Genomic DNA, 22,191 nt, shown 5'->3' with positions numbered 1-22,191 from the left:
TCAGGCCGCCGATCGCAGGAGAGCGTTGGCCGTGCCGAGCAGCTCGTCCGGGGACGAGCTCTGCTCGGCGTCCGGGCCGAGCTGGATGCCGAGCATCTGCTCCAGTTCGGCGACGATGCCGAGCAGGCCGAGGGAGTCGACCCCCAGTTCGGCGAAGGTGGGCTGTGCGGTCCGGAGCATGGCGGCGTTGGTGGTGGCTCCGGCGCACCGGCTGATCACCTCGGCGAGCGTCTCGTGGCTGAGGGCCGTGTATGCGGACATGCTTCTCCTCCAGAGTGGATGCGGGAGCCCGGACGGAACCGGGTCAGGCCGGGATGGTGCGCAGGACCAGTGCGGAGTTGCCGCCCGAAAGGCCGCGGGCGAGGACGAGCGCGGCGCCCGTCGTGGTGGGGCGGGGCGCACCGGTCACCAGGTCGATGCCGAGGTGGGTGCCGTCGGCGTACGGGGTGGGCGGGACGAGGCCGTGGCGCAGGGTGAGTGTGGCGAGCGCCACGTCGAGGGCGGCCGCCCCCGCGTAGGCGCGCCCGTAGCCGGACTTGGGAACGGTGATGGGAACGGAGTCGAGAGCGGGGCCGAAGACCTCCCGCAGCGCGGCCGCCTCAGCCCGGTCGGCTGCGAGAACGCCGAGCCCGTCGGCGAAGACCACGCCGATGTCCCGCGGGGCGCACTCCGCCTCGTCGAGGGCGGCGACGATCGCCTTCGTGAGTCCCTCGGCGCTCTCCTCGTGGTTCAGGGCGCCGGTATGGGTGGTGCCGTGGCCCGCGACGCTCACCTGGGGCCTGGCTGCCGTGGGGCGTGCGGTGCCTGGGCGTGCCTCCTTCTCCTCCAGTACGAGCATGGCGCCCCCCTCCGCGGGGGTGAAGCCACGTGCCCGGGTGCTGAAGGGCAGGTAGGCGTGGTCCGGTTCCTGTGCGTCGCTGAGCAGTCCGTGCCCGTACTGGCAGGCCATGGAGAACGGTGCGAACGGTGCCTCGGCCCCGCCCACGAGCATGGCGGTGGTGCCGTAGCGGATGTCCCGGGCGGCGTGCGCGATCGCGTCCAGACCACCCGACTCGTCGGCGACGAGGACGCCGCACGGGCCCTTGAGCCCGTGCCGGATCGACAGCTGCCCGGTGCTCGCGGCGTAGAACCAGGCGATGGACTGGTACGGACCGACGTGCGCGGGCCCCTTGCTCCACAGCCGTTCGATCTCGCGCTGGCCGAACTCGACCCCGCCGGCGGCGCTGGCGGTGACCGCCCCGAAGGAATAGGGCGGCAGGTCGTCGGGACGCAGCTCCGCATCCTCCAGGGCGAGGTCGGCGGCGGCGAGCGCGAACTGGGTGAAGCGGTCGGTCTGCACGGTGATGCGTGAGTCGATGGAGCCGGCCGGGTCGTAGTCGAGCACTTCGCCCGCGACCGTGAGGGGATACCCGTCGGAGGGGTATCGGGAGAGCCGGCCCAGCGAGCCACGGCCCTCCAGCGCGGAGCGCCAGAACGCGTCGACGCCTACGCCGGAGGGAGCGATCACCCCCATGCCGGTGATGACGGTCCGTCGTGTCATCGCGCGTGCTCCCCCGGGGTGAGAACGACGGCGGACTGGAATCCGCCGAAGCCGCTGCCGACCGACAGGATGTTGCGCAGCCGGGCCTCGCGTGCCTGGATCGGCACGTAGTCGAGGTCGCAGTCGGGGTCCGGGACCTCCAGGTTGGCCGTCGGCGGTACCACGGAGTGTTCCATGGCCAGGACGCAGGCGGCGAGCTCGATGGCCCCGATGGCACCGAGCGAGTGACCGACCATCGACTTGATGGAGCTGACGAGCGTGTTGTGGGCGTGGGCGCCGAGCGCCCTCTTCACGGCCGCGGTCTCATGACGGTCGTTCTGCTGGGTGCCGGAACCGTGGGCGTTGACGTAGTCGACGTCGGAGGGGTCCACGCGGGCGTGCCACAGGGCTTGGTCGATGGCCTCGGCCATCTCCAGGCCCTCCCGGGTCAGGCCGGTCATGTGGTACGCGTTGCCCCGGGTGGCGAAGCCGCTGACCTGGCAGCGGGCGTGTGCCCCTCGTCGCCTGGCGTGTCCGGCCTCCTCCAGCACGAGAACGGCGGCCCCTTCCCCCAGCACGAACCCGTCGCGGGTGAGGTCGAAGGGCCGGGAGGCGTGGGCGGGGTCGTCGTTGCGGGTGGAAGTGGCCCGGATGGCGTCGAAGCACGCCACCGTGATCGGTGAGACGGGCGATTCGGCCCCGCCGGCGATCACGACGTCGGCCTTGCCCTCCTCGATGAGCCGCAGACCGTAGCCGATCGCGTCGAGGCCGGAGGTGCAGCCGGTGGACACGGTGTGCACGCCCCCTCGGGCGCCGACGGATCCGGCGACCTCCCCGGCCAGCGGGGCGGGCGAGAACACCCTGAACAGGTCGCTGGACACCTTCCGGTGGTCGATCGTCCAGGCCGCGCCCCGGGCGCTGGCCTCGACGTACTCGGCCTCCAGTTGGGTGGTGCCACCGACCGCGCTGCCCATCGAGACGGCGGTGCGCCAGGAGAGCTCCTCGTCGACGCCGAGGCCGGACTCGGCGAGTGCCTCCTGAGCCGCGGCGACACCGAACTGCACATAGCGGTCCATGCGAGAGGTCTGTTCCGGAGTGAGTACGGCCCCGGCGTCGAAGTCACACTCGGCGGCTATCCGGGAGCGGAAGCCCGCCGGGTCGAAGAGGGTGATCCCGCGGGTGGCGGTGCGGCCCGAGGAGAGCATGTCCCAGAAAGCCTTCGTGCCGGTGGCCCCCGGGGCCACGACTCCGACGCCGGTCACGACCGCGCGACGGTTCACGACAAACCTTCGGTGTCGACGTGGCCCAGCTCGGGCCGGGGTGCGAGAGGACCGAGGTGGAAGACGATCCGCGCCTCCTCGTCGCCGGTGTTGCGGACGCGGTGGCGGACGCCGATCGGGACGAGGAGGCCCTGGCCGGCGTGCGCCTCGTGGGGCACGCCGTCGAGGTCGAGGGTGACCGCGCCGTCGGTCAGGTACAGGAACTCCTCGGAGTACGGGTGGTAGTGCTCCACCACCCGCTCTCCGGGCTTGAGGATCACCACGCCCATGAAGCCCGAGGTGGAACCGACCGTGCCGGGGCTGAGCAGGGTGCGCATGTCGCCGCCGCGCTTGCGGTTGGCGGGTACGTCGTCGATGCCGATGATCGGGATGGTGGGCCTGCTGGTGGTCACGGATACTCCAAGCGGGACGTGAAGGATGAGGTGAGTGGCACGGCGGTCAGGCGCCGGCCGGGACAGGGCGTGGCAGCCCCGCGCCGAACAGCGCGCGGGCGTTGCCCTCGCGGACGGCCTGCCTGTCCGTTTCGGGGATGTCGAGGCGGTCGACGAGCCGGAGTCCTGCGTGGACCGAACCGCCCGGAAGGGGTGGGGAGTCGGTGCCGTAGAGCACCTTGTCCCGGCCGAAGACGCGCAGGGCGAGCTCCACGGCGGCGGTGCTCGGGGTCGCGGTGTCCACCCAGAGACGGTCGAGGTAGCTGCTGGGCGGCTGGGGAAGCGGAGGCGTGGCGGGCCCGGGCTGCGGGCCGCCGCCGCCCCGCTGCCAGTGCTCCGGTGACCAGGCCCGGTCGAGCTTCTCCGCGAGCAGGGCGAGTGCGCCGCCCGCGCCCTGGCCGATGAGCCGCAGGCGGGGATGACGCTCCAGCCAGCCGCCGAGGACGCAGCAGGCGAGGCCGATGGTGACGTCGGCGAACCGGCCGAGCTGTTCCACGGTCATCAGGTCTGCCAGTCCGGTGCCCGCGGCGGGCGACGCGGGTGCGTGCAGAAGCACGGGAACCTCGGTCTCGGCCGCGAGGGCGAAGAAGTCGGCGGCGTCCGGATGGTCGAGGTAGCGGCCCGCCACACTGGTGTTGGCGATGAGTCCGACGAACTCGTCCCTTTTCAGCCTGGCCCGGACCGCCGCCAGGTGCGCGTCGCCCCCGAAGGGGTTCACGTACACATAGGCGCGCAGGTGGTCCGGGTACCGGGCGACCAGCTCACCGAGCCAGTCGTGGAACCGGGCCAGTTCCTCTTCCGTCTGCGCGTAGTTGTCCACCCCCGGTACGGGGACCATGGCGCCGGCGCCCACGGGGCTGCCGATGACGGTCAGGTCGACCCCGGCGGCGAGTTTGGTCTCGATCATCGCCTCGGCGTCACCGAGCGAGCGGGGCATGGGAAACCTGCGCAACGACTCCGGCGGGCTGAGATGACCGTGTACGTCGATGGTCACGGCCGGGTCCCCTTCCCGCCGGGCGCGGTGATGGTACGGCCGACGGCGGCGCAGTCCAGGTCTCCGTCGCCGCGGCGGACGGCCTCCTCGTGGGTGGCCAGGGCGCTCGTGACGAGGGGAAGGTGGAGACCGGTGCGGTCCGCCTCGGACATCGCCAGCCCGAGGTCCTTGGCCATGAGCCGGAGCCGGAAGTCGGGCTGGTCGTAGCGGTCGGCGGCGAGCCGCCGGGCCTTGAATCCCATGACCGGGGTGGCGAATCCGCTGACCGTGATGGCGTCGAGGACGGCCTGGCGCCGGAGCCCGACCGACTCGCCGAGGGCGGTGGCCTCGGCCATGGCCTGCACCTGAATGCCCATCAGGGTGTTCATGAGCAGCTTCAGCCGCATGCCGTCGCCCGGCCCACCGACGTGCACCACCTGTTTGGCGATGAGGTCGAGGATGTCCTGGGCCCGGGACAGGTCCTTGTCCGTTCCTCCGACGTAGACCCGCAGTTCACCGCTCTTCGCGTGGTGTCCGTTGCCGAGCAGTCCCAGGTCGAGGACCGTGGGCGTGCGCTCGCGGACGACGCGCAGGAGGTCCGGCGAGATGGTGCTCGCCGAGGCGAGGACTCCCTCGACGGGGCCGTCGGCGAGGATGCCGTCCGGGCCCAGCAGTACCTGTTCGGTGGCCTCGCCGTCAGCGAGGGAGACGAGGACGACATCGGCGCGGCGGGCCGCCTCGGCGGGCGTCCGTGCCACGGTCGCACCGAGTTCGCCGAGTGCCTCGGCGGGCCCGGGGGAGCGGTTCCAGACGGTCAGCCGGACGCCTCGGTCCAGGAGGCGGCGGGCGATGCCGCCTCCCATGACGCCCAGTCCGACGACCGCCGCGGTCGTGGTACTCATGCCGGTGCTCCGATCCGGCGGTCCGTGAGCAGGCGCACGGAGATCCGCTCCAGGAAGGCCCGGAAGCCGGCCGTGTCGTGGAGGTTCTCGTCGGCCTCGACCAGTTCGGCCAGCTTGTCGGCGCCGCCGTGACGGGTGGCGGCCTCGGCGATCCGGTCGAGGGCCTCGTCCGTGTCGCCCTGCACCTCGGCCAGGCGCAGGACCAGGTCGCCACGCCGGAAAATCGTGGTGCGGGCGAGGGTGGTCGGGGTGGTCGGGCGCAGGACCCGGGTGCCGGCGAGGAGTTGGGCGAGATCGCCGCCCCGCCCGGTGCGGGCCGGGTAGACCAGGCCGACGCGGTTCCCGGGGTGCCCGCCGGGGCCGTCGGGCAGCAGGTGTCCGGGGGTGTGCCGGTCATGGACGACCGGGAGGAGGCAACGGTGCAGGAAGCTGCGGACCCCATCGGCCCCGGACAGGTCCCGGGCCTCCTCCAGGTGGGGGTCGAGCGCCTCCTCGACCGCCCTGATCATGGGCTGCTCCCCGAGGTGCGCCATGACGTCGCTGAGCCTGCCGTCGATGTCGACCACCCGGATCACCCGGTTCCCGGCGAGGAACACCGAGGTGCGGCGCAGCAGCGGGGGGCCGCCAGGGCCTCGTCCCGCGGCCGGGCGGCCGTAGCCGGACAGGATGCGGGCGACATCGGGTTCGCTCCCCGGTTTCACGGTGAAGGTGAGTGCGTAACGCTTCATCAGGCGCTCCTGGCGGCGGTGGATGCCGGACCCAGACCCAGTCGGCTGAGCCATTCGGCCTCGGTGGTGGCGTGGAAACGGCGGTCGCGCAGGGCGACCTGCTCGGGGTCCCGTTCGTGGTGGAGGCGTCCCAGGTGCCATGCGGCCTGGGCGACTCCGGCGGTCACCGGGAAGCGCTGTGCCTCGAACTGGTGCAGGCGCCCGGCCAGGCCGTGGTGGTCCCGCAGGTCGGCGCCGCGCAGTACGTTCCCGACGGCGACGGAGTCCAGAAGTGCCTGGCCGCCGCCCTGGCCGGTGGTGGGCAGCATGGGATGGGCCGCGTCTCCCACGAGCAGGGTGCGTGCGGTGGACCAGCCCGCCTGGGGCGGCCGGTCGAGGATCGGGGTACGGACGACCCGGTCCGACGCGGTCGCCTCGACCAGCTCGGCGGCCGGTGACCGTGCCGTCCGGAAGGCATCCGCGAGGCGGGCGTGCTCCTCGGGCGTGTGCGGGGATCCCTCCGGGCGGCGGGTGAGGCCCGCCGCCTCCTGCTCCTCGTCGGCCAGCGTCGCGACCCAGTAGGTGTGTCCGCCCGGCAGCGGCCAGGATCCGAAGGTGGCTCCGGCACCGAGCACCTGACGGGCCGTCGGAACCGGGTCGCTCTCGATGACCTTGTCGCTGACCGCTCTCCAGGCGGTGAAGCCTGCCGGGCGCAGCGGGGTGTCGCCGTGCATCTGGCGGCGGACCGCCGAGCGCAGTCCGTCGGCGCCGATGAGCAGGTGGCCGCTCTCGCGGGTCCCGTCGGAGAGCAGGAGCTCGACGCCGTCGCCGGTCTCCCGGTATCCGGCCGCGGTGGCTCCGCGGCGCAGTTGCCCGTCGGGGAAGGCGGCGTGGAGGGCCTGGTGGAGGCGGGCGCGCGGCACCGTGATGCTCGGTGCTCCGAACGCCTCGGAGACCTTGGTCTGCGGCCAGCCCCCGATGCGCCGGCCGTCCCAGTCCAGCAGTTCCCAGCGATCGACCTCGGCGCCGCCCTCGACGACCGGGCCGTCGATGCCGAGGGACCGCAGGGCCAGGACCGCTGCCGGGTGCAGACCGAGCGCGGAGCCGGCGGCGCCCAAGGGGTCGTCGGCGCGCTCGAACACGGTCACGTCGAAGTCGGCGTCCCGGAGCGCGATGGCGGTGGCAAGGCCCGCGATGCCGGCGCCGGCGACCAGAACACGCCCCTGGCCGCTCATCGGACGCCCGCCTTCCGGCGCGTCTCGCGCCGCACGGTGAAGCGCAGGGAGCGGCGGCTCGTGGTCTCCGCGACGAGCGGCATCGCCAGTTCGCGGTGTCCCTCGCCCGACTCCCAGGAAAGGAAGTCCTCGGTGCTGCGCCACTCGCTCGTGATGACCCATTCACCGGGGTCGGTGAGCGACTGGCACACCTGGTCCATGAGGTGTCCGGGGACATCGGCCACATCGGCGCAGATGCGGTCGTAGGCGTCGAGGAAGCGGCCCTGTGCCTCTTCCTCGACGGTCAGGAAGAACATCACTCGCAGGTGCCCGCTCGGCACCGTGGGGGCTTGCTCGCTCACACTTCCTCCCAGCGTCGGGTCGTATGGCTGCGCTTGACGGCGTCGACGATGCGGGCGACATGCCAGCCGTCCTCAAGAGTCGGATGGTTCTGCGGGGCGCCGGTGCGGATGGCCGCGAGGAAGGAGGTGGTCAGCCTCTCCCACCGCTGCAGACCCACTTCGTGACGTGTGCTGGATCCGGAGCCGGACATCCCGTCCACGGTGAGGGACTCCGGGGCTCCGCCCAGCGGCCGGAACGTCAGGCCGTCCGCGCCGCTCCAGGTCAGGGCGCCCTCGTCGCCCGTGACCGTGATCTCCTCCTCCGCGGGTCCGGTGAGGTGGGTGGACTCCCACAGGCGCGCCCGCACCCCGGTGCTCAGCTCAGCGAGGATGTCGTAGCCCACGTCGGCGGTGACCGGAGCGGTCGGCATCGTGCCGAGTTCGCGCCCCTGGTTGTCCCGGGCCCAGGCGAAGGCGTCCAGCGTGTTGTGGAAGGCGGGACCCACCGGGGCGGTCCGCACATCGTGCAGGAGCCGTCCGCTCAGCGCCGTGAACTCCGCGTCCAGCAGCCAGCGCAGACGGTCGATCACATGGGTGCCGTGCTGCATGAGCCCGCCGCCGCCGGCCGACTCGTCGTAGATCCAGTTCATGGCCATGCGGGGTGCGCCCAGCGCGCAGGTGCTGTGGACCTCGCGCACCTGGCCGACGCGTCCGGCACGCAGGAGGTCCCGCATCCGGGACAGCCCGGGATCGCCGCGCCAGATGAAGCCGGTGGCGTGCTGGACGCCCTGCTTGGTGGCGGCCGCGAGCATGTCCTGCGCCTCCGCGGCCGTCATCGCGACGGGCTTGTCGCACAGCACGTGGCAGCCCGCCTCGACGGCTTCCAGTACCTGCTGGTGGTGGGCCGGCGGCGGCGAGGCGATGGACACCACGTCGGGGCGGGCCTCGCGCAGGAGGTCGGCGAGGCTGTCGGCGACCATGGGCACTTCGTACCTGACGGCGAGGTCCTCGGCCCGGCTCCGGGTGCGGCTGAAGACACCGGCCAGTTCGGCGCCCGCGCGCCGGAACCCTTCCAGGTGCAGTCCGCCGGCCCATCCTGCGCCGACCACTGCCACTCGTAATTTCGCGTTCATCGGAGCCTCTCGCCTCTGTGGTGGGTGGGAGCTCGGGGGTTTCACACGCGCCGTGAGTCCGCGGCGGTGAGGGTCCCCGCAGGGCTCGCTGGTGTGCCGGACGCCCAGAGGCCGTGTACGGACGGGAGGCCGGCAGGGGCGTACTGCCTGGTCATCCGGGCGATCCTGCCGCCCACGAAACGTGCCGCCTCGATCTGGTCCGCGGTCAGCCGGCCCGAGTCCGGTGCCGTCAGGGACAGGCCGTACGGATTGCCGCCGATCCTGCGCAGTACGGGGTGGGTGTATCCGGTGGGGACGATCAGCGAGCCCCAGTGGAACATCGTGTGGTACAGCGCGAGCAGCGCGGCCTCCTGGCCTCCGTTGGGCAGTGAGGCGCTGGTGAAGCCGGTGACGGGCTTGTCCGCGAGCCGGCCGTGCAGCGCCAGCGGACTCGTGGTGTCCAGGAACGCCTTCAGCGGAGCCGCGATGTTCCCGAACCAGGTCGGTGTGCCGAACAGCAGTCCGTCGGCCCAGTCGAGATCGTCGAGCGTCGGCTCGGCCGGCCCGGTGGCCGTCGGAGTGGAATCGGGGCCGGGGGACTCGCTCTTCGCGCCCAGGGCCCGTACGCGGACCTCCGCGTTCCGTGCCATGGCCCCTTCCGCCAGATGCTCGGCGACCTGAGAGATCACCCCGCTCGAACTGAAGTAGATGATGGCGATTCGGGGTTGCATGTCCTGCTGCCCTTCCTCTCCCCTGCGGGGGCGGCTCCGCGGCCGCCCTTCGTGAGCAATCGTCCGGCGAAGGGGCGCGCGGGGGCGTCAGAGCTGTACCGTCACAATCTCCGTCACCCCGTGCCTCAAACGTCGTCACGCAGTGCAGCGACAGTGTCCGGGCATGCAAAAAGACCGGGGTTCCGCCCGACTGCATCGGACGGAACCCCGGTCAGGGGTGTGGCGCGTCAGGGACCGACGTGGGGGGCGCGCGCGGCGGACGAACCGTCCCGGACCACCTCGCCCGTGAGGTTCCCGTTGGCTCCCGAGCCGAGGAAGAGCACCAGCTTGGCGACATCGTCCGAGTCGGAGAGACGGCGCGTGGGCGTGCCGGCGGCGAGCTTGTCGGTGATGAACGTGGGAATGGGCGGGCGGCTGTCGGTGAGGGTGAAGCCGGGGGCGACCACGTTGACGAGGACGCCGTCCCGGCCGGCCTCCCAGGCGAGGCTGCGCGCGAGGCCGTAGAGGCCGGACTTGGCCGTTCCGTACGGACCGGGGCCAGGCAGGCCCTCCTCGGCGACGCTGGAGGAGATCAGCACGATCCGGCCCCAGCCGCGCGAGCGCATGCTCGGCAGGACGGCGCGCACCTGGGCGGCGGCTCCGATCAGGTTGGCGCTGATCATGGCCTGCCACTCCTCCAGCGGCACGTCCTCGAACCGGATGCTCGGGTCCGGGGGGCCGTCTCCGCCCCAGCGCACGGCGTTGGCGACGAGCACATCGATCCCGCCCCACTGCTCGATGACGGTGTTGGCGGCCTCCTCGACTGTACGCAGGTCCTCCAGGTCGAGCCGGACCACGAGCGCCTTTCCGCCGGCGCTCTCGATCTCGGAGGCGACCTTCTCGGCCTTCTCCGGGCTGTCGCGGTAGGTGATGGCGACCCGGGCGCCCTCCTGGCCGAACGCGCGAGCGGTCGCGGCGCCGATTCCCTTCGAAGCGCCGGTGACCAGGACCACACGGTCCTTGAGTGCGGTGTCCATCGTGCGGGATGTCCTCTCTTACTGAAGTGCGTGGAGTGACGACGAGTGGCGGGGGTCCCGCCCGGCCCAAAGGCCTCAGTCGGCGGGGGCCTCGGCGGGGAGCCGGGCAGCCAGTGCCTTGACCGCGTCCAGTGCGGCGGCCCGGGACGTGTCGTGGACATCGCGGAAGTCCGCGAGGAAGGGCATGACGGGTGCGTGGGTGAGTTCCGTGTGCACGAACTCGATGTTCTCCAGCTTGAGTGCCGCGAAGTAGGCACGCAGGTAGGGCTCCTGGAAGTCGAACTGCTCCCGGGGGGTGCCGGGACCGTAGGCGCCGCCGCGGGCGCTGAGGATCACGGCGGCCTTGTCCGCGAGCGGGAGCCACGGCAGGGTCACCCGGTCCATCCAGGTCTTGAGGGAACCCGGGACGGAGAAGTTGTACATCGGTGTGCCGATGACCAGGACGTCCGCGGCGAGGAGCTGCTCGATGAGCGGACGGGTCACCGCCCATGCCTCGGCCAGCTCGGGCGCGGCGGCTACGGCGTCCATGGCCGCGAGGTCCTGCACGCCGTTCAGGGAGGACTGGGTGGCCAGCCGCACGCGCGCCTCGTCGATGGGCTCCACCGGCTCCGCCACCAGGTCACGGTAGGTGTACGTGCCATCCGGGTGGGCGGCCTTCCAGTGGTCGACGAAGGCGGCACCGAGCTCTCTTGAGAAAGAGTCACTCCGGGCACTGGCGTCGAGATGCAGCAGTTGCGGCACAACAATCCCTTCCAAGCAAGATGATCCGAAGTCGAGACCAGACTATGCCAAGATAATCTCAAGTCAAGACGATTTTGGCCCTTTGGTATTCTGCTGACATGTCCCTCACCACTCCCCCCGACGACCAGGCGTCGGGCAGCCTGCTCCGCAGCGATCTCCACTGGCTGTTCGCCCGGCTCAAGCAGGGGCTCGCCACCGCGGAGACCTCGGCCGTGCGCAAGCACGGCATGACCCTGTGGGGCTACACGGTGCTGATGGCAATCGTCGACGCGCCCACAAGGAGCCAGCTCGCCCTCGCCCAGGCCGTCTCGGTCGACAAGAGCAAGCTCGTCCTCGTCCTCGATGAACTGGAGGCGGCCGGGCTGGTCCGGCGCCGCCCCGACCCCGCCGACCGGCGGGCCCGCATCGTCGAGGCGACCGATACGGGCCGGCGCGTCCTCGACGATGCACGCGACGACGTCGAGGCGATCGAGAACAGCCTGCTCGCCGACCTGGACCCGGCCGCCCAGAACGCACTGCGCACCGTCCTGGGACGGCTCGCCGGCGCACCGGTCGTGCGCATCGAGAACGGCCGGCAGCAGGACAACGCCTGCGCCCCGCCCCAGCCCTGACCGCCGACCGGATGCCGGGCGTCGGCCGTGCCGGCGCCGGCTCATGCCGGGAGCACGCCGCCCAGCTCGGAACGGCTCTGGATGCCAAGCTTGCGGTAGGCCCTGGTCAGATGCGTCTCGACGGTACGTCTGGTCACGAAGAGCTCCCGGGCGATCGAGCCGTTGGTCCGGCCGACAGCGGCGAGCTGGGCCACCCGGTACTCGCTGGCAGTGAGGGCCTTGGCACCGAAGTGCTCGCACCGTCTGGGCAGACCGCCGGCGGCGAGCAGTTCCGCGTGGACGCGCGAGGCCAGGCGCACCGCGCCGAGCTGCTGAGCGCGTGCCAAGGCACGCCGGAGCGACTCCCGTGCCGCACGTCTGTTGTTCCCGCGTCGCTGCACGATTCCGAGACCTGCCGCGGCGTACGCCTCCTCCAGGCGGGCCGGCCCGGATCCCAGCAGCTCCACCGCCTCGGCCAGCGCGGCCGTCCCTTCCGGGCCGCCGAGAATGAGGCCCTTGGCCCGCAGGGCCACGCCGATGGTGCGCGTGGTGCCCCACAGGCGGGCCACGCGTAGTTCCTCCTCCACCAGGCTCAGTGCGCCGATGACGTCTCCCAGCTGGTTCCGCATGAACGCCGCTTCGGAGCGCCACCGTGAGACGGCGGGATTGACCGTCCCCCACGCCTCCATCCGGCGGCCGCTCTCCATCAGGTCCTCCAGGGCGCCCTCGATGTCGCCCTGGGCTCCCCTCAGCCGCCCGCGCGCCTCCAGAACCATGGTGTGCGGCCAGAGATCCGGGAGCTCTCCCGCGCAGCCACGGGCCTCCAGCAGGGTCATGGCCTCATCGGTGCGGTCGAGTTCGGTGAGCACCTTCAGCAGCGGGGCGAGCACCAGGGACTGCACCGGGTCCGCGCCACCCTGCTCGCCGAGGAGGTCCAGCGCCTGCCGGGCGTCGCGTTCCGCTCCCTCCAGCCGCCCGGACTCCAGCCGCGAGGAGGACCGCAGAGCCAGCGCGACAACGGTGGTGGACAGGCTGCCCGTCCCCCTCCCGGTCAGCATCGCGTCGCACCACTGGTCGACACATTCCAGCTGTTCGGCCCAGAGGAGGGTGAACGCCGTGTACGGCATCGACAGCGGTTCCTGGCCGGTGCGCAGGTGGGCCGCGAGCGCCTCGTCCAGGGCGCTGGTAACCGCCTTGGCCGAGGTCCGCACGTCGATGGCGGCCCGCAGACTCTCCAAGGACATCCGGTGCAGTCGGCTGCAGCTCCCCCAGTCGGGGAGCTTCGCGAGCAGGTCGGTGATCTGTGCCGCGGCGGACGAGCCGAACAGCGCCGTCATCGCCTCGGCGCTGTCGATCTGACGCAGCAGTGCCTCCCGCTGTCTGGAGGGCGGCAGGGCGGCGATGCCGGCGCGACACTCCTCAAGGGTGTCCGCGGACTCCTCGACCTGATGCGTCCGCAGGAGTCCCTGGGCGTAGGCGAGGACGGTACGCACCCGGGTGTGGGGGGGCAGCGGTATGGCCAGGCGCGCCCGGAGCCGGGGCAGCAGACCGTACGGATCCGTGATCAGTTCGACGCAGTCGAGGGCGGCCTGGATCTCGTCGCGCAGCTCGTCCGGCAGTGTCTCCTCCAGTGCGCGCCGCAGGAGTGCGTGGGCCCGGGCGGGGTCGCGTTCGTTCACTGCCTCCGTGGCCGCGGCACGCAGCTGTTCGGGAGCCCATTCGGTCCCCGTCGGCCCTGTACGGAGCAGATGCCGGGCCACCTCGGCCGACGGGGCGCCGCGCCGGTGCAGGGCCTCGGCCGCGCGGCGGCGCACGTACTCCGGTTCGACGGCCTCGGGCAGTCGCCGCAGCGACTTGCCCACGACGGGGTGGATGTAGGTGGGCCGGGCGGCGTCGGTCAGCAGCCCCATGCCGGTCAGCACGGCCAAGCCCCCGGCTTCTTTGCCCTCCGGCAGACCGGCGGCCTCGGCGGTGAGCGCGGCGTCGACCTCTCCCTCCAGGAGGGCCAGGGTCTCCGCGACTCTCGGCACCTCGGCGGGCAGGTGCGAGAGCCGGGACCTGATGGTGAGTCCGACGAGGGTCTCCAGCATGCCCGGGGACCGGTCGATCCCCACGGATTCCCGGTGCGGGCCGAGGAAGGCCCTGAGCACCGTGTCGAGAAGCATGGGGTTGCCCCCGGTCAGTTCGTGCACCTCCTCCACCACCGAGACGGGCGTGCGGCCGAGGGTGCCGTCGACCAGTTCCCTGGTGCCGGCTGCGGTCAGTGGGGCCGGGTGCAGCACAGTCCACTCACCAGCCTCCTGAAGTGCCGCCAGCATGGCCGGAGCGGCGACCGGCTCACCGTGCCGGCGGGTGCCCACGATCGCGACCGGCCATCCCTTCAGGCGCCGGGCGGCGTAGGCGAGGACGTGCAGGGAGGGTGCGTCACAGAAGTTCAGGTCGTCGACGGCCAGCACGACCGGAGCCCGTTCGGCGAGGCTCCGGATGGCCCCGAGCATCGCGTTGAGGACGTGGACGTCGTTCACGCCCTCGTCGGAATCCATGGTCCGCAGCAGCTCGGCGGCGGAACGCGCCGCTTCGGAGTCTCCCACCGCCAGGGTGGACAGGTGCGGTTCCAGGAGCTGGTGCATCACTCCGAAGGGAAAATCGGCCTCCATCGTGCTGCACCGCGCCGTGCAGACGGCCAACTGGCGTGCGGAGGCGATCTTTTCGAGTTCCAGCAACAGGGCGGTGCGGCCGATGCCGCAGCCCCCTTCGATCATGAAGAGGTCGCCGGTCCCCTGGCACAGGGTGTCGACGGTGCGATTGAGAACCAGTAACTCCGACCAACGTTCTACCAAGATGTGTTGCACGACTCTCCCGGACGTTAGTTCCTGTCACCCCGGCCGCACGGGTGGCCGGCCCCGCCTGGGCCGGCCACCGCGGGAAGTCAGCTGATGCTTTGCGCGAACCGGAAGAAGTTGTTCGGGTCGTAGTGCTTCTTCACTTCCCTCAGCCGGGTCAGGTTCTCCTTGTAGTAGGCGTCCGCCCAGTCGGGCAGCACGCGGTCGAGGTAGTTGACGTAACTCTCGCCGTTCGAGTGGGGATTGACCGCGTTGAACACCTTGCCGGCCCAGTTCCGCGCGACGGTCCGATCGGCCTCGGGCGGCGCTCCCGTGGGCAGACCCGTGGCGATGCTCATGATGAATTCGGAGTCGCGGTGGACGTACGCGGTGTCGGTGCGGCCGGGATCGTTCGCGCGGCCGCCGAGGACGATGGTGCGTATGAACCGGGAGTGTCCGGCAGCCCGGTCCGCGTCGAAGGCGGTGAGCAGGGCATCGATGCCCGAGGCGGGTATGGCATCACTGAAGAGGCGGCTGCGGTCGAACGACCAGCCGAAGCGGGGGACCTGTCCCTCTCCCGAGGTGCCCGGCAGGTGACACTGCGGCACCGTCAGGTTGGCGCAGCCGTACAGGGCCAGCATTCCGTCGGTGTAGCTGGAGTCGTCCACGGTGCGGGCCGTCGGGGCGTGCCCCACCTCCCCGACCAGGGTGTCCAGGTGCGACGCCAGGCCGTCGGGAGCGCCCAGCCAGACACCGGACACACCCACCGTGGGGGTGTTGCCGGACGCGGCGTCGAAGAGCGCGAGGACCGGCCCGGAACTGAGCTGCCGCGGGCCCGCGATGGCCCATTGCTGCCAGGCCGTCAGGACGTCGGCGGCCTGGTCCCAGGACCAGCTGAGGCTGAACCGCGAGAGGGCGGGCACGGCGGTCGCTTCCGCCCGGTACATGGTGACGATCCCGAAGTTGCCGCCGCCACCCCCGCGCAACGCCCAGAAGAGATCGGCGTTCTGGGTCGGCGAGGCCATGACCACGCTGCCGTCGGCCAGCACGACGCGGGCGCATTCGAGGGTGTCGGAGGCCATGCCGAGCAACCGCGTCTGCCATCCGAGTCCACCACCTTGGATGAAGCCGCCGGCGCCCACGGTCGGGAAGAGACCGCCGGGCAGTGCGAGTCCCGTACCGGACAGGCTGCTGACCGTATCGATCTGGAGCGCTCCGCCGCCCATGGTCACCTTGTTGCCGGCGGCCGTGACGCTGTTGAGCCGGGACACGTCGATGACGAGCCCCGTGGTCAGCGAGAAGCCCATGAAGCTGTGTCCGCCGCTGCGTGCTGTCGCGGGAATCCCGTTGGCCTGGGCGAACTTCAGACAGGCGCTCACATCGGCGTCCGACTGGCAGTAGGCGACAGCCGCCGGCCGCATGGTGTCGTACTCGGTCCACGAGAGCTGCTTCGCGGCGGCGTACGCCGCGTCGGAGGGCAGCACGAGAGTGCCGCTCAGACGCTTCTGGAGCAGCGCCCAGCTGGGTTCGCCTGCGGCGTGGGCGAAGACAGCGGGCAGTGCGGTCGTCATGCCCACGGCCGCAAGCGTCGCCGTCGCCCCCGTGCGGATGAATGCTCGTCGGGAAACCATGTGAATGCCTCTTCTCCGGTACATGTCCAGTTGTGCGGATGGAAATGGGCGCGGCGGACGAGGGCCGCGGGGGGCTCCGCCGGGTCAGCGCCGGACGGCCTCGACCAGGGCGTGGACGAGGGTGTCGCCGGCGTTCTCGGCCTGGACGGCCTGGGTCATCCGGAAGCCCGCTGTGTCGAGGAGTTCGCGCCAGTCCTGCTCGGTGCGCTCCTTGCCGCCGAGGATGACCATCATGAAGAGATCGGCGAGCACGCTGGGGTGCAGGCCGCCCCCCTCACGGACAATGCTGTCGACGACGATGAGCTTGGCGTGCGGCGGCATCGCTTCGTGGATGCGGCCGAGGATCTTCAGGCAGTCCTCGTCACTCCAGTTGTGCAGCACCCGGGAGAGCACATAGGCGTCCGCGCCGGGCACGACCGAGTCGAAGAAGCTTCCACTGACCACCTCGACACGGTCCTGGACGCCCTCTTCGGCGAGGTGGCCGGGTGCTTCGGCGGTCACGGTCGCGAGATCCTGCACGACCCCTGTCATCTCGGGGTTCAGCTTGAGGACGGCGGCCAGCAGGGTGCCGACGCCACCACCGACGTCGACAACGCTCTTGATGCCGGTGAAGTCGTACCGATTGAGGGCGGCGATGGCCGGAGCCAGGGAGGTGACGCCCATGGTGCGGTTGAACAGCTCGTTCTCCGCCGGGTTGGCTTCGAGGTAGTCGTAGTACGCGGCGCCGTGCACCTTGTCGAAGGCCGGCTTGCCGGTGCGGACCGTGTGCATCACCTCGGTCCAGGCGCGGAAGCAGGCACCGCTCTGGAGCATGACCCCGTAGCGGAAGCCGCCGGGCGCATCACTGCGCAGAATGGCACCCGCCTCGGTGAGCGAGAAGTGCTTGTCGGGGTGGGCGTGCAGGACGCCCATGGCGGAGAGGACGCGGCAGAACCGGTACAGCACGTCCTCGTTCGCCTCGGTGACGGTGGCGAGTTCGGCGACCGGCTTCGGTTCCGACCCCAGATGGTCGGCAAGCCCGAGCTCGGCGGCGACGTACATCGTCTGCCCGATCCAGGGACCTCCCATGTGGTACAGCTGCATGAGATCCGGATCCTGAGACGGCGTGAGTGCAGGCACGATCTTTCTCCTTAAGCGGGGCTTTGGGTAGGAATCACGTGTTCTGACATGAATGCACGGAGCATGCGAACGAAACACCGGCTGACCGGACGGCGTCGTCCGGGAGAATGGCCTGCTCCGAGGCGGCCGAACAGGGTCGATTCACCGGGCAATCAAGGGCCTGGGCAGGCCGAATCGCCCACAGGGAACGACAGTTCGGAACACTGCGAAAGATACCGGCGCCGATCCGGGATTGACGCCCGGTTCACTTATTGCGCATGCCGATCAGAGTTCCCGCTCGACGCCGAATGACACCACTCGCGTCTCGGCAGTTTACTGTCACAGGGAAAAGAACCCCTGGAAGCCCCCGTATACAGCACTACGCCCCCCGTTGCTGAATCTTCCGACCGAAACAGACAATCACATACGAGAACGCTATTCACCCGGTATCCGGACGGGCCTACTTTTTCAACGCCCCCGTCGGCCAACGAGTGAAGCATCGCGTTCGATTTCACGCCACCCCCATGGCCGAGTGTCAGCCACATATGGCCGAAATCACGATGCGCGGCGCGGCCACCTCGGACAAGCCGCTCGACGCGATCCGTGCGGCAGTGCGTATGCGCCACCTGTGCACAGCGCGGCAGACCACCCACACGCCAGGCCAACCTGCCTATGGACAGGGATGTGACAGCGTCGGCGGTCCGCCGGACGGGCTGCGGCGCCGCCGGGGTCCGAGATGCGCGCCGGCGGACCGGGGGACCCCGATCCGGCCTCCGTGGCCCGAATATGAAGCGGAGAATGCATGTCATCCGTGGACCACCGAAACAAACACCGAAACACTTGCGGAATCAGAATTATCTTGCCCGATCGGAAGTCCGGTTGCTAATGTTCCCCGAGACGCTCGGCCGATCAGCCGAAGCCGCATGCCCAGAGCAAATGGGGGCGGCCGTGGTCGAAATATTCTGGCCGGCACTTCTGACACATCGGGACGGAGAAGCGCATGTCTCATGCAGAAATCACTGCCGCCGAACAAGTCGGAACACTGTACGACCAAATGGCGGGCTTTGAGTCGGACAATTTCAGCGGCGACCACAACCTGCACTTCGGGTATTGGGACAATCCCGCGGACGCCTGGTCGCTGGAACGCGCCGAAGAGCGTTTCACGGAGCTCATGATCGAGAAGCTCGGGGCCCTTCGGGGAAATCGGGTACTCGATGTCGGATGCGGAATGGGAACGCCTGCGATGCGCCTCGCAAAGGCAACCGGAAGCACCGTGATCGGCATTACGGTCAGTCATGAGCAAGTGAAACGAGCCGGTGTTCGCGCGGCCTCGGCGGGGCTGGCCGACCGTGTCTCGTTCCAGTATGCGGACGCGGCGGCCCTGCCCTTCGAGGACGGTTCCTTCGACGCCGTATGGGCGCTGGAGTCGATCATCCACATGCCCGACCGCCTCCAGGTGCTGCGGGAAATATCCCGGGTGCTCCGGCCCGGCGGCCGGATCGTGCTGACCGACTTCTTCGAGCGCGCCCCCATTCCGGAGCGGAAGCAGACGGCCGTGGAGAAGTTCTACAAGAACTGGGTCATGGGTCCCATGGTGACCATCGACGACTACCCGCAGCTCGTGCGCGAAGCCGGCCTGCGTCTCGTCGAGGCCTCCGACATCAGCGAGCAAGTGATGAAGCGGACCCTCGAAGGAATCGCCCGGCGCATCAATCACGACAAGGACCACATCGACGACACGCTCGGCTCCGAAATGGCCGACGATCTCGACCTGTCGGACCTCATCGAGGTGTGGGAACTCGGCTACCTCGTGGTGGTCGCCGAACTCCCCGGGAACGACGCCTGAAGCCCGATTCGAGCGACGCGGCCGGAGGACGCCGGCTCGCGAGGCGGAACAGCGCAACGCCAGGACAGCAGTCGGCTCCATTGGAGGAAAGCATGCCTACCGATACCCGAGAAGGCCCGGATCTCCGGGAGATGTACCACGCATCCGGCCCGTGGATAGGCCAGACGCTCTATGTGGCCGCGCACTTGGGCCTCGCGGATCTGCTGGGCGACGAGCCCATGGGTGTCGGGGAGATCGCGAAGGCGACCAACAGCGACGAGGACGCCCTCTATCGCTTCTGCCGGGCACTCACGGCGCTCGGCATGCTGGCGGAACACCCCGGGAAGTCCTTCACCCTGCAGCCTTCCGGCAAGGCCCTCGAACAGGACGCCGCCGACGGGTTCCGCGACGGGGTGCTCCTGCAGAGCGGCGCCGTCTTCCGTGCCTGGGCGGACGTGCTGCACACCGTCAGGACCGGGCGCCCCGCCTTCGACAAGGCACTCGGCATGAACTACTTCGAATTCCTCGCTGCCAACCCCGAGGAAGCGCGCGTCTTCAACCGCGCCATGGGCGCCACCATGCCGGCCGCTGTCGCGGCACTGGAGCTCTACGAGTTCGGTGACTGCGGGACGGTCGTCGATGTCGGCGGTGGCGACGGAAGGCTGATCGCATCGGTGCTCACCCGCCACCCGGAGATGAACGGCGTACTCCAGGACCTGCCCGAGACCGTCCAGCAGGCCGAGGAGAACCTGGCCGATGTGACCGACCGGTGCGCTCTGGTCGGGGCGAGCTTCTTCGACACGGTCGCCACCGGCGGAGACGTGTACATTCTGTCCCGGGTGCTGCACGACTGGGACGACGAGAACGCCACGAAAATCCTGCGGAGAGTACGGGCGTCCATGCCCGCGCACGGACGGCTCATCCTGGTCGAGAGCATCCTGCGGCCCGCCGAGGGCGACCTGCGGAGCGTGCTGGGAGACCTCCTCATGCTGGTTGTCCTCGGGGGCAGGGAACGCACGGAGAGCGAGTGGACCGAGCTGCTGGAATCGTCGGGGTTCAAGATCCGGCGCGTGTGGGACGACCCGGGCATGGCCACCACGCGCGGGCACAGCGTCATCGAGGCGGTCGCCCAGTAGGAAGTCGTCGCAATGCCCGGCCGGCCACAGGCCGACCGGGCACGCCGCCAGGGCGGCCCTTCCGTCAGGGGGATGCCCTGGGGGCTCATCAGAACGTGCGTCAAATGAACGTCCGGAGCGTCATTTCAGCGTCAAGATATCGCCCGTAACGCCCACACCGCCCATCTGGTAGGGCCCATCCCATGCCCCTGCTTGCCTCCGGCGGCAAAGGTGGACAGGGAGGGCCGGTGCGGCGACCGCAGGTCCTACCGCGAAATCCACAGATCACACCCGCGGTCCGAGTGTGCGATGCAGCCCTCCTTGAGCAGCCCGCGGCCGGCGGCTGTCTTCAGCGCGTCGACGCCGACAACAGCCTCGCCCGTAAGACGCTCGGCGACTGGACCGACACCGCGCTCGTGGAAGGACTGCGGCACACCGCGGCCTGGGCCCGAGAGCACGGACCTCTGGACCCCACGACGTCCCTCAGTATCGAACACGATGGCGCAGACAAGCCCGAGTGGTTCACCTGGGCCTCCGGACGGGTGGTTACGTCATGACGGCTCGCACCCTCGCCATTGATGTCGGCGGAGTCCTCCACTACGACGAACCCTTCGATCTCGCCTGGCTCCAGGACGTCTGGGAGCTCGCGCAGGCGGACGATCCCGACCTCACCGTGGACGCCTTCCATCAAGCGATGCGCGACTTCTACCAGAACCGCGAGCCAGGCTCGCCGCCGCCCAGCCTCTTCCTGCCGAACGGCACGAACCGCTGGCAGCGAGTCCGCGAGCGCTGGACCTCGCTCGTCCAGCCCATCCGTGGTGCCGTCGACGCATTCACCCATCTCACCGGGGAGTACGAGGTGTGCCTCGTTGCCAACCAGCCTCCGGAACGCCTCACCGCCCTGCGCGACCTCGGCATCGAGCACCAGGTCCAACTCGTCCTGCTCGACTCCCTCGTCGGCTATGCCAAACCCGACCCCCGCCTCTTCCAGTGGGCACTGGACCAGCTGGGCTGGAGGCCGGAACACACTGTGGTCATCGGCGACCGGCCCGATCACGACGCCACTCCAGCCCTCGCCCTGGGCTGCTCGGCAAGGATCGTAGACGTGGACAGCGGCTGGAGCACGCCCACCGGCACCGCTCCCGAGATCGTGGACGCTTACCGCCAATTGCGAGCCCAGCGCAGCCACAGAGGGAGGAGCGCGGGGCACTGGGCGATCGCCGGCCTCGGAGACCTGGCCCACGTGCTGCGTGGGTGCAATCGCCCGCGCCACTCCGACGATGGGCCCCCGGGACCGCCTCCTGATCATCGCGGACATGCCCGCGCAGCACCTGCCCACGCTGACCCACGACGCCTGGCCTTCTCCGTCACGTCTCCGCGTGATCTGCAACGAGACGAACCAAGGGCTCGCCCACAGTCGCAACAAGGCCATGAAGGAGGCGACGACGCGGCACATCATCTTCCTCGACGACGACATCACCCCAACGGCCTACGCCCTGAAGGAGATGCGCGACGCTCTGACCGCCGGGGCACACATCACCGGAACCCGGATCACTGCCCACCTCCAGGGGCACCACCGCCCGTGGTCCGTCGCCACGACGCTCGCGGAGCATGCGGTGGACGTTGTCCACGACCACTCCGACGGGGTGATGCTCCCGCCATACCTCGCGCTCCCCACTGTTGGTACGCACCACCTCACCGGGGTCCCGGCCGTGCCCGTCAACTGCATCTACGTCTCCGAAGCCCAGCACCGACAAGCAGGCTCCTCACACGCACCGGTGATCAGGCTTCCGGTCGATGCCGACCACTGCGAGTTCAGCATCGCGAAGCAGGACTACCTGCTGTACATCGGCAGGGTCTCTCGCCACAAGGGAGTACACGAGGCAGCCGCGTTCGCCGCCGCAGCCGGGCTGCCGCTGAGGATCGCCGGGCCGGCGTGGGAGAAGGACTACTTCAACATCCTGGTCGGCCAGTACCCTCACACCGTCGACTGCATAGGGGAAGTCGGTCCGCAGCAGCGCGCCCAACTGATCGCAGATGCCCGGGCCCTTCTCGTGCTGTCCCAGCCAGCACAGGGGCCGTTCGGTACCGAGTGACAGAGTGACGGACACCGCGTCCGCGCTGACACTCGATCAAGCTCTTG

20 protein-coding genes and 1 pseudogene are annotated in these 22,191 nt (G+C 70.2%); 5 read left to right on the top strand and 16 right to left on the bottom strand.

From position 1 onward, the window contains the following. From OG953_RS06465 to OG953_RS06405, 13 genes are all read right to left on the bottom strand, one after another. Positions 1-261, bottom strand: coding sequence for an acyl carrier protein (locus OG953_RS06465; protein WP_405682982.1), 261 nt, complete (start codon positions 259-261; stop codon positions 1-3). A 43-nt stretch (positions 262-304) separates the two neighbouring features. Continuing rightward, a complete protein-coding gene (locus OG953_RS06460) occupies positions 305-1,540 on the bottom strand; it encodes a beta-ketoacyl synthase N-terminal-like domain-containing protein (protein WP_405682981.1) in 1,236 nt (411 codons plus the stop codon). Further along, entirely contained in the window at positions 1,537-2,799 is a 1,263-nt protein-coding gene (locus OG953_RS06455) for a beta-ketoacyl-[acyl-carrier-protein] synthase family protein (protein WP_405682980.1), read from the bottom strand. Before OG953_RS06455 ends, OG953_RS06460 begins: the two co-directional genes overlap by 4 nt. Continuing rightward, positions 2,796-3,191 carry a cupin domain-containing protein gene (locus OG953_RS06450; protein WP_405682979.1) on the bottom strand — a complete coding sequence of 132 codons (396 nt, stop codon included), beginning with the start codon at positions 3,189-3,191 and terminating at the stop codon, positions 2,796-2,798. The genes OG953_RS06455 and OG953_RS06450 overlap by 4 nt, the downstream gene beginning before the upstream one ends. Before the next feature lie 46 nt (positions 3,192-3,237). Beyond that, a complete protein-coding gene (locus OG953_RS06445; RefSeq protein WP_405682978.1) occupies positions 3,238-4,224 on the bottom strand; it encodes an amidohydrolase family protein in 987 nt (328 codons plus the stop codon). Beyond that, entirely contained in the window at positions 4,221-5,105 is an 885-nt protein-coding gene (locus OG953_RS06440; RefSeq protein ID WP_405682977.1) for an NAD(P)-dependent oxidoreductase, read from the bottom strand. The genes OG953_RS06445 and OG953_RS06440 overlap by 4 nt, the downstream gene beginning before the upstream one ends. Continuing rightward, the gene (locus OG953_RS06435) at positions 5,102-5,833 is read right to left on the bottom strand and encodes a SchA/CurD-like domain-containing protein (protein WP_405682976.1); all 732 of its coding nucleotides are present in this window, start codon (positions 5,831-5,833) and stop codon (positions 5,102-5,104) included. The genes OG953_RS06440 and OG953_RS06435 overlap by 4 nt, the downstream gene beginning before the upstream one ends. Further along, a complete protein-coding gene (locus OG953_RS06430) occupies positions 5,833-7,047 on the bottom strand; it encodes an FAD-dependent oxidoreductase (RefSeq protein ID WP_405682975.1) in 1,215 nt (404 codons plus the stop codon). Before OG953_RS06430 ends, OG953_RS06435 begins: the two co-directional genes overlap by 1 nt. Beyond that, positions 7,044-7,388: an antibiotic biosynthesis monooxygenase family protein gene (locus tag OG953_RS06425; protein WP_405682974.1), complete on the bottom strand. Its 345-nt coding sequence runs from the start codon at positions 7,386-7,388 to the stop codon at positions 7,044-7,046. The genes OG953_RS06430 and OG953_RS06425 overlap by 4 nt, the downstream gene beginning before the upstream one ends. Continuing rightward, on the bottom strand, positions 7,385-8,500 hold the full coding sequence (locus tag OG953_RS06420; RefSeq protein WP_405682973.1) for a Gfo/Idh/MocA family protein: 1,116 nt from the start codon (positions 8,498-8,500) through the stop codon (positions 7,385-7,387). Before OG953_RS06420 ends, OG953_RS06425 begins: the two co-directional genes overlap by 4 nt. A 41-nt stretch (positions 8,501-8,541) precedes the next feature. Beyond that, positions 8,542-9,210 (bottom strand): flavodoxin family protein, encoded by a 669-nt coding sequence (locus tag OG953_RS06415; protein ID WP_405682972.1) that lies wholly within the window; start codon positions 9,208-9,210, stop codon positions 8,542-8,544. Between the two features lie 227 nt (positions 9,211-9,437). Beyond that, the gene (locus tag OG953_RS06410; RefSeq protein ID WP_405682971.1) at positions 9,438-10,226 is read right to left on the bottom strand and encodes an SDR family NAD(P)-dependent oxidoreductase; all 789 of its coding nucleotides are present in this window, start codon (positions 10,224-10,226) and stop codon (positions 9,438-9,440) included. A 75-nt stretch (positions 10,227-10,301) separates the two neighbouring features. Further along, the gene (locus tag OG953_RS06405) at positions 10,302-10,967 is read right to left on the bottom strand and encodes an FMN-dependent NADH-azoreductase (protein ID WP_405682970.1); all 666 of its coding nucleotides are present in this window, start codon (positions 10,965-10,967) and stop codon (positions 10,302-10,304) included. Positions 10,968-11,065: 98 nt separating this feature from the next. Between OG953_RS06405 and OG953_RS06400 the strand changes: the two genes are divergently transcribed. Then, positions 11,066-11,578 (top strand): MarR family winged helix-turn-helix transcriptional regulator, encoded by a 513-nt coding sequence (locus tag OG953_RS06400; protein WP_405682969.1) that lies wholly within the window; start codon positions 11,066-11,068, stop codon positions 11,576-11,578. A 41-nt stretch (positions 11,579-11,619) separates the two neighbouring features. Here the strand turns inward: OG953_RS06400 and OG953_RS06395 are convergent, their stop codons facing one another. The 3 genes from OG953_RS06395 to OG953_RS06385 form a co-directional block, all read right to left on the bottom strand. Further along, complete coding sequence (locus OG953_RS06395) at positions 11,620-14,409, bottom strand: LuxR C-terminal-related transcriptional regulator (RefSeq protein ID WP_405682968.1); 2,790 nt, start codon at positions 14,407-14,409, stop codon at positions 11,620-11,622. A gap of 77 nt (positions 14,410-14,486) precedes the next feature. Further along, positions 14,487-16,010 carry an FAD-binding oxidoreductase gene (locus OG953_RS06390; protein WP_405682967.1) on the bottom strand — a complete coding sequence of 508 codons (1,524 nt, stop codon included), beginning with the start codon at positions 16,008-16,010 and terminating at the stop codon, positions 14,487-14,489. An 84-nt stretch (positions 16,011-16,094) separates the two neighbouring features. Further along, complete coding sequence (locus OG953_RS06385; RefSeq protein WP_405682966.1) at positions 16,095-17,129, bottom strand: methyltransferase; 1,035 nt, start codon at positions 17,127-17,129, stop codon at positions 16,095-16,097. A gap of 979 nt (positions 17,130-18,108) precedes the next feature. Between OG953_RS06385 and OG953_RS06380 the strand changes: the two genes are divergently transcribed. The 4 genes and pseudogenes from OG953_RS06380 (at position 18,109) to OG953_RS06365 (ending at position 22,144) form a co-directional block, all read left to right on the top strand. Continuing rightward, positions 18,109-18,954, top strand: a complete 846-nt coding sequence (locus tag OG953_RS06380) for a methyltransferase domain-containing protein (protein ID WP_405682965.1) — start codon at positions 18,109-18,111, stop codon at positions 18,952-18,954. A gap of 92 nt (positions 18,955-19,046) precedes the next feature. After that, complete coding sequence (locus OG953_RS06375) at positions 19,047-20,069, top strand: methyltransferase (RefSeq protein WP_405682964.1); 1,023 nt, start codon at positions 19,047-19,049, stop codon at positions 20,067-20,069. A 532-nt stretch (positions 20,070-20,601) separates the two neighbouring features. Further along, a pseudogene (locus OG953_RS06370) lies at positions 20,602-21,105 on the top strand (HAD family hydrolase); the annotation flags it as partial. Positions 21,106-21,328: 223 nt separating this feature from the next. Further along, a complete protein-coding gene (locus OG953_RS06365) occupies positions 21,329-22,144 on the top strand; it encodes a glycosyltransferase (RefSeq protein ID WP_405691683.1) in 816 nt (271 codons plus the stop codon). The last annotated feature ends 47 nt before the right edge of the window (positions 22,145-22,191 follow it).

Origin of the sequence: Streptomyces sp. NBC_00057, from assembly GCF_045041165.1 — a bacterium.
GTDB lineage: Bacteria > Actinomycetota > Actinomycetes > Streptomycetales > Streptomycetaceae > Streptomyces.
The sequence above is the reverse complement of the archived record's forward strand: the minus strand, read 5'-3'. Positions and strand labels throughout refer to the sequence as shown.

What these genes read in the sequence shown, in the direction of transcription:
- OG953_RS06465 (WP_405682982.1), bottom strand. Translation starts at nt 261, where the DNA reads ATGTCCGCATACACGGCCCTCAGCCACGAGACGCTCGCCGAGGTGATC.
- OG953_RS06460 (WP_405682981.1), bottom strand. Translation starts at nt 1,540, where the DNA reads ATGACACGACGGACCGTCATCACCGGCATGGGGGTGATCGCTCCCTCC.
- OG953_RS06440 (WP_405682977.1), bottom strand. Translation starts at nt 5,105, where the DNA reads ATGAGTACCACGACCGCGGCGGTCGTCGGACTGGGCGTCATGGGAGGC.
- OG953_RS06435 (WP_405682976.1), bottom strand. Translation starts at nt 5,833, where the DNA reads ATGAAGCGTTACGCACTCACCTTCACCGTGAAACCGGGGAGCGAACCC.
- OG953_RS06430 (WP_405682975.1), bottom strand. Translation starts at nt 7,047, where the DNA reads ATGAGCGGCCAGGGGCGTGTTCTGGTCGCCGGCGCCGGCATCGCGGGC.
- OG953_RS06420 (WP_405682973.1), bottom strand. Translation starts at nt 8,500, where the DNA reads ATGAACGCGAAATTACGAGTGGCAGTGGTCGGCGCAGGATGGGCCGGC.
- OG953_RS06415 (WP_405682972.1), bottom strand. Translation starts at nt 9,210, where the DNA reads ATGCAACCCCGAATCGCCATCATCTACTTCAGTTCGAGCGGGGTGATC.
- OG953_RS06410 (WP_405682971.1), bottom strand. Translation starts at nt 10,226, where the DNA reads ATGGACACCGCACTCAAGGACCGTGTGGTCCTGGTCACCGGCGCTTCG.
- OG953_RS06400 (WP_405682969.1), top strand. Translation starts at nt 11,066, where the DNA reads ATGTCCCTCACCACTCCCCCCGACGACCAGGCGTCGGGCAGCCTGCTC.
- OG953_RS06390 (WP_405682967.1), bottom strand. Translation starts at nt 16,010, where the DNA reads ATGGTTTCCCGACGAGCATTCATCCGCACGGGGGCGACGGCGACGCTT.
- OG953_RS06380 (WP_405682965.1), top strand. Translation starts at nt 18,109, where the DNA reads ATGTCTCATGCAGAAATCACTGCCGCCGAACAAGTCGGAACACTGTAC.
- OG953_RS06375 (WP_405682964.1), top strand. Translation starts at nt 19,047, where the DNA reads ATGCCTACCGATACCCGAGAAGGCCCGGATCTCCGGGAGATGTACCAC.
- OG953_RS06365 (WP_405691683.1), top strand. Translation starts at nt 21,329, where the DNA reads ATGGGCCCCCGGGACCGCCTCCTGATCATCGCGGACATGCCCGCGCAG.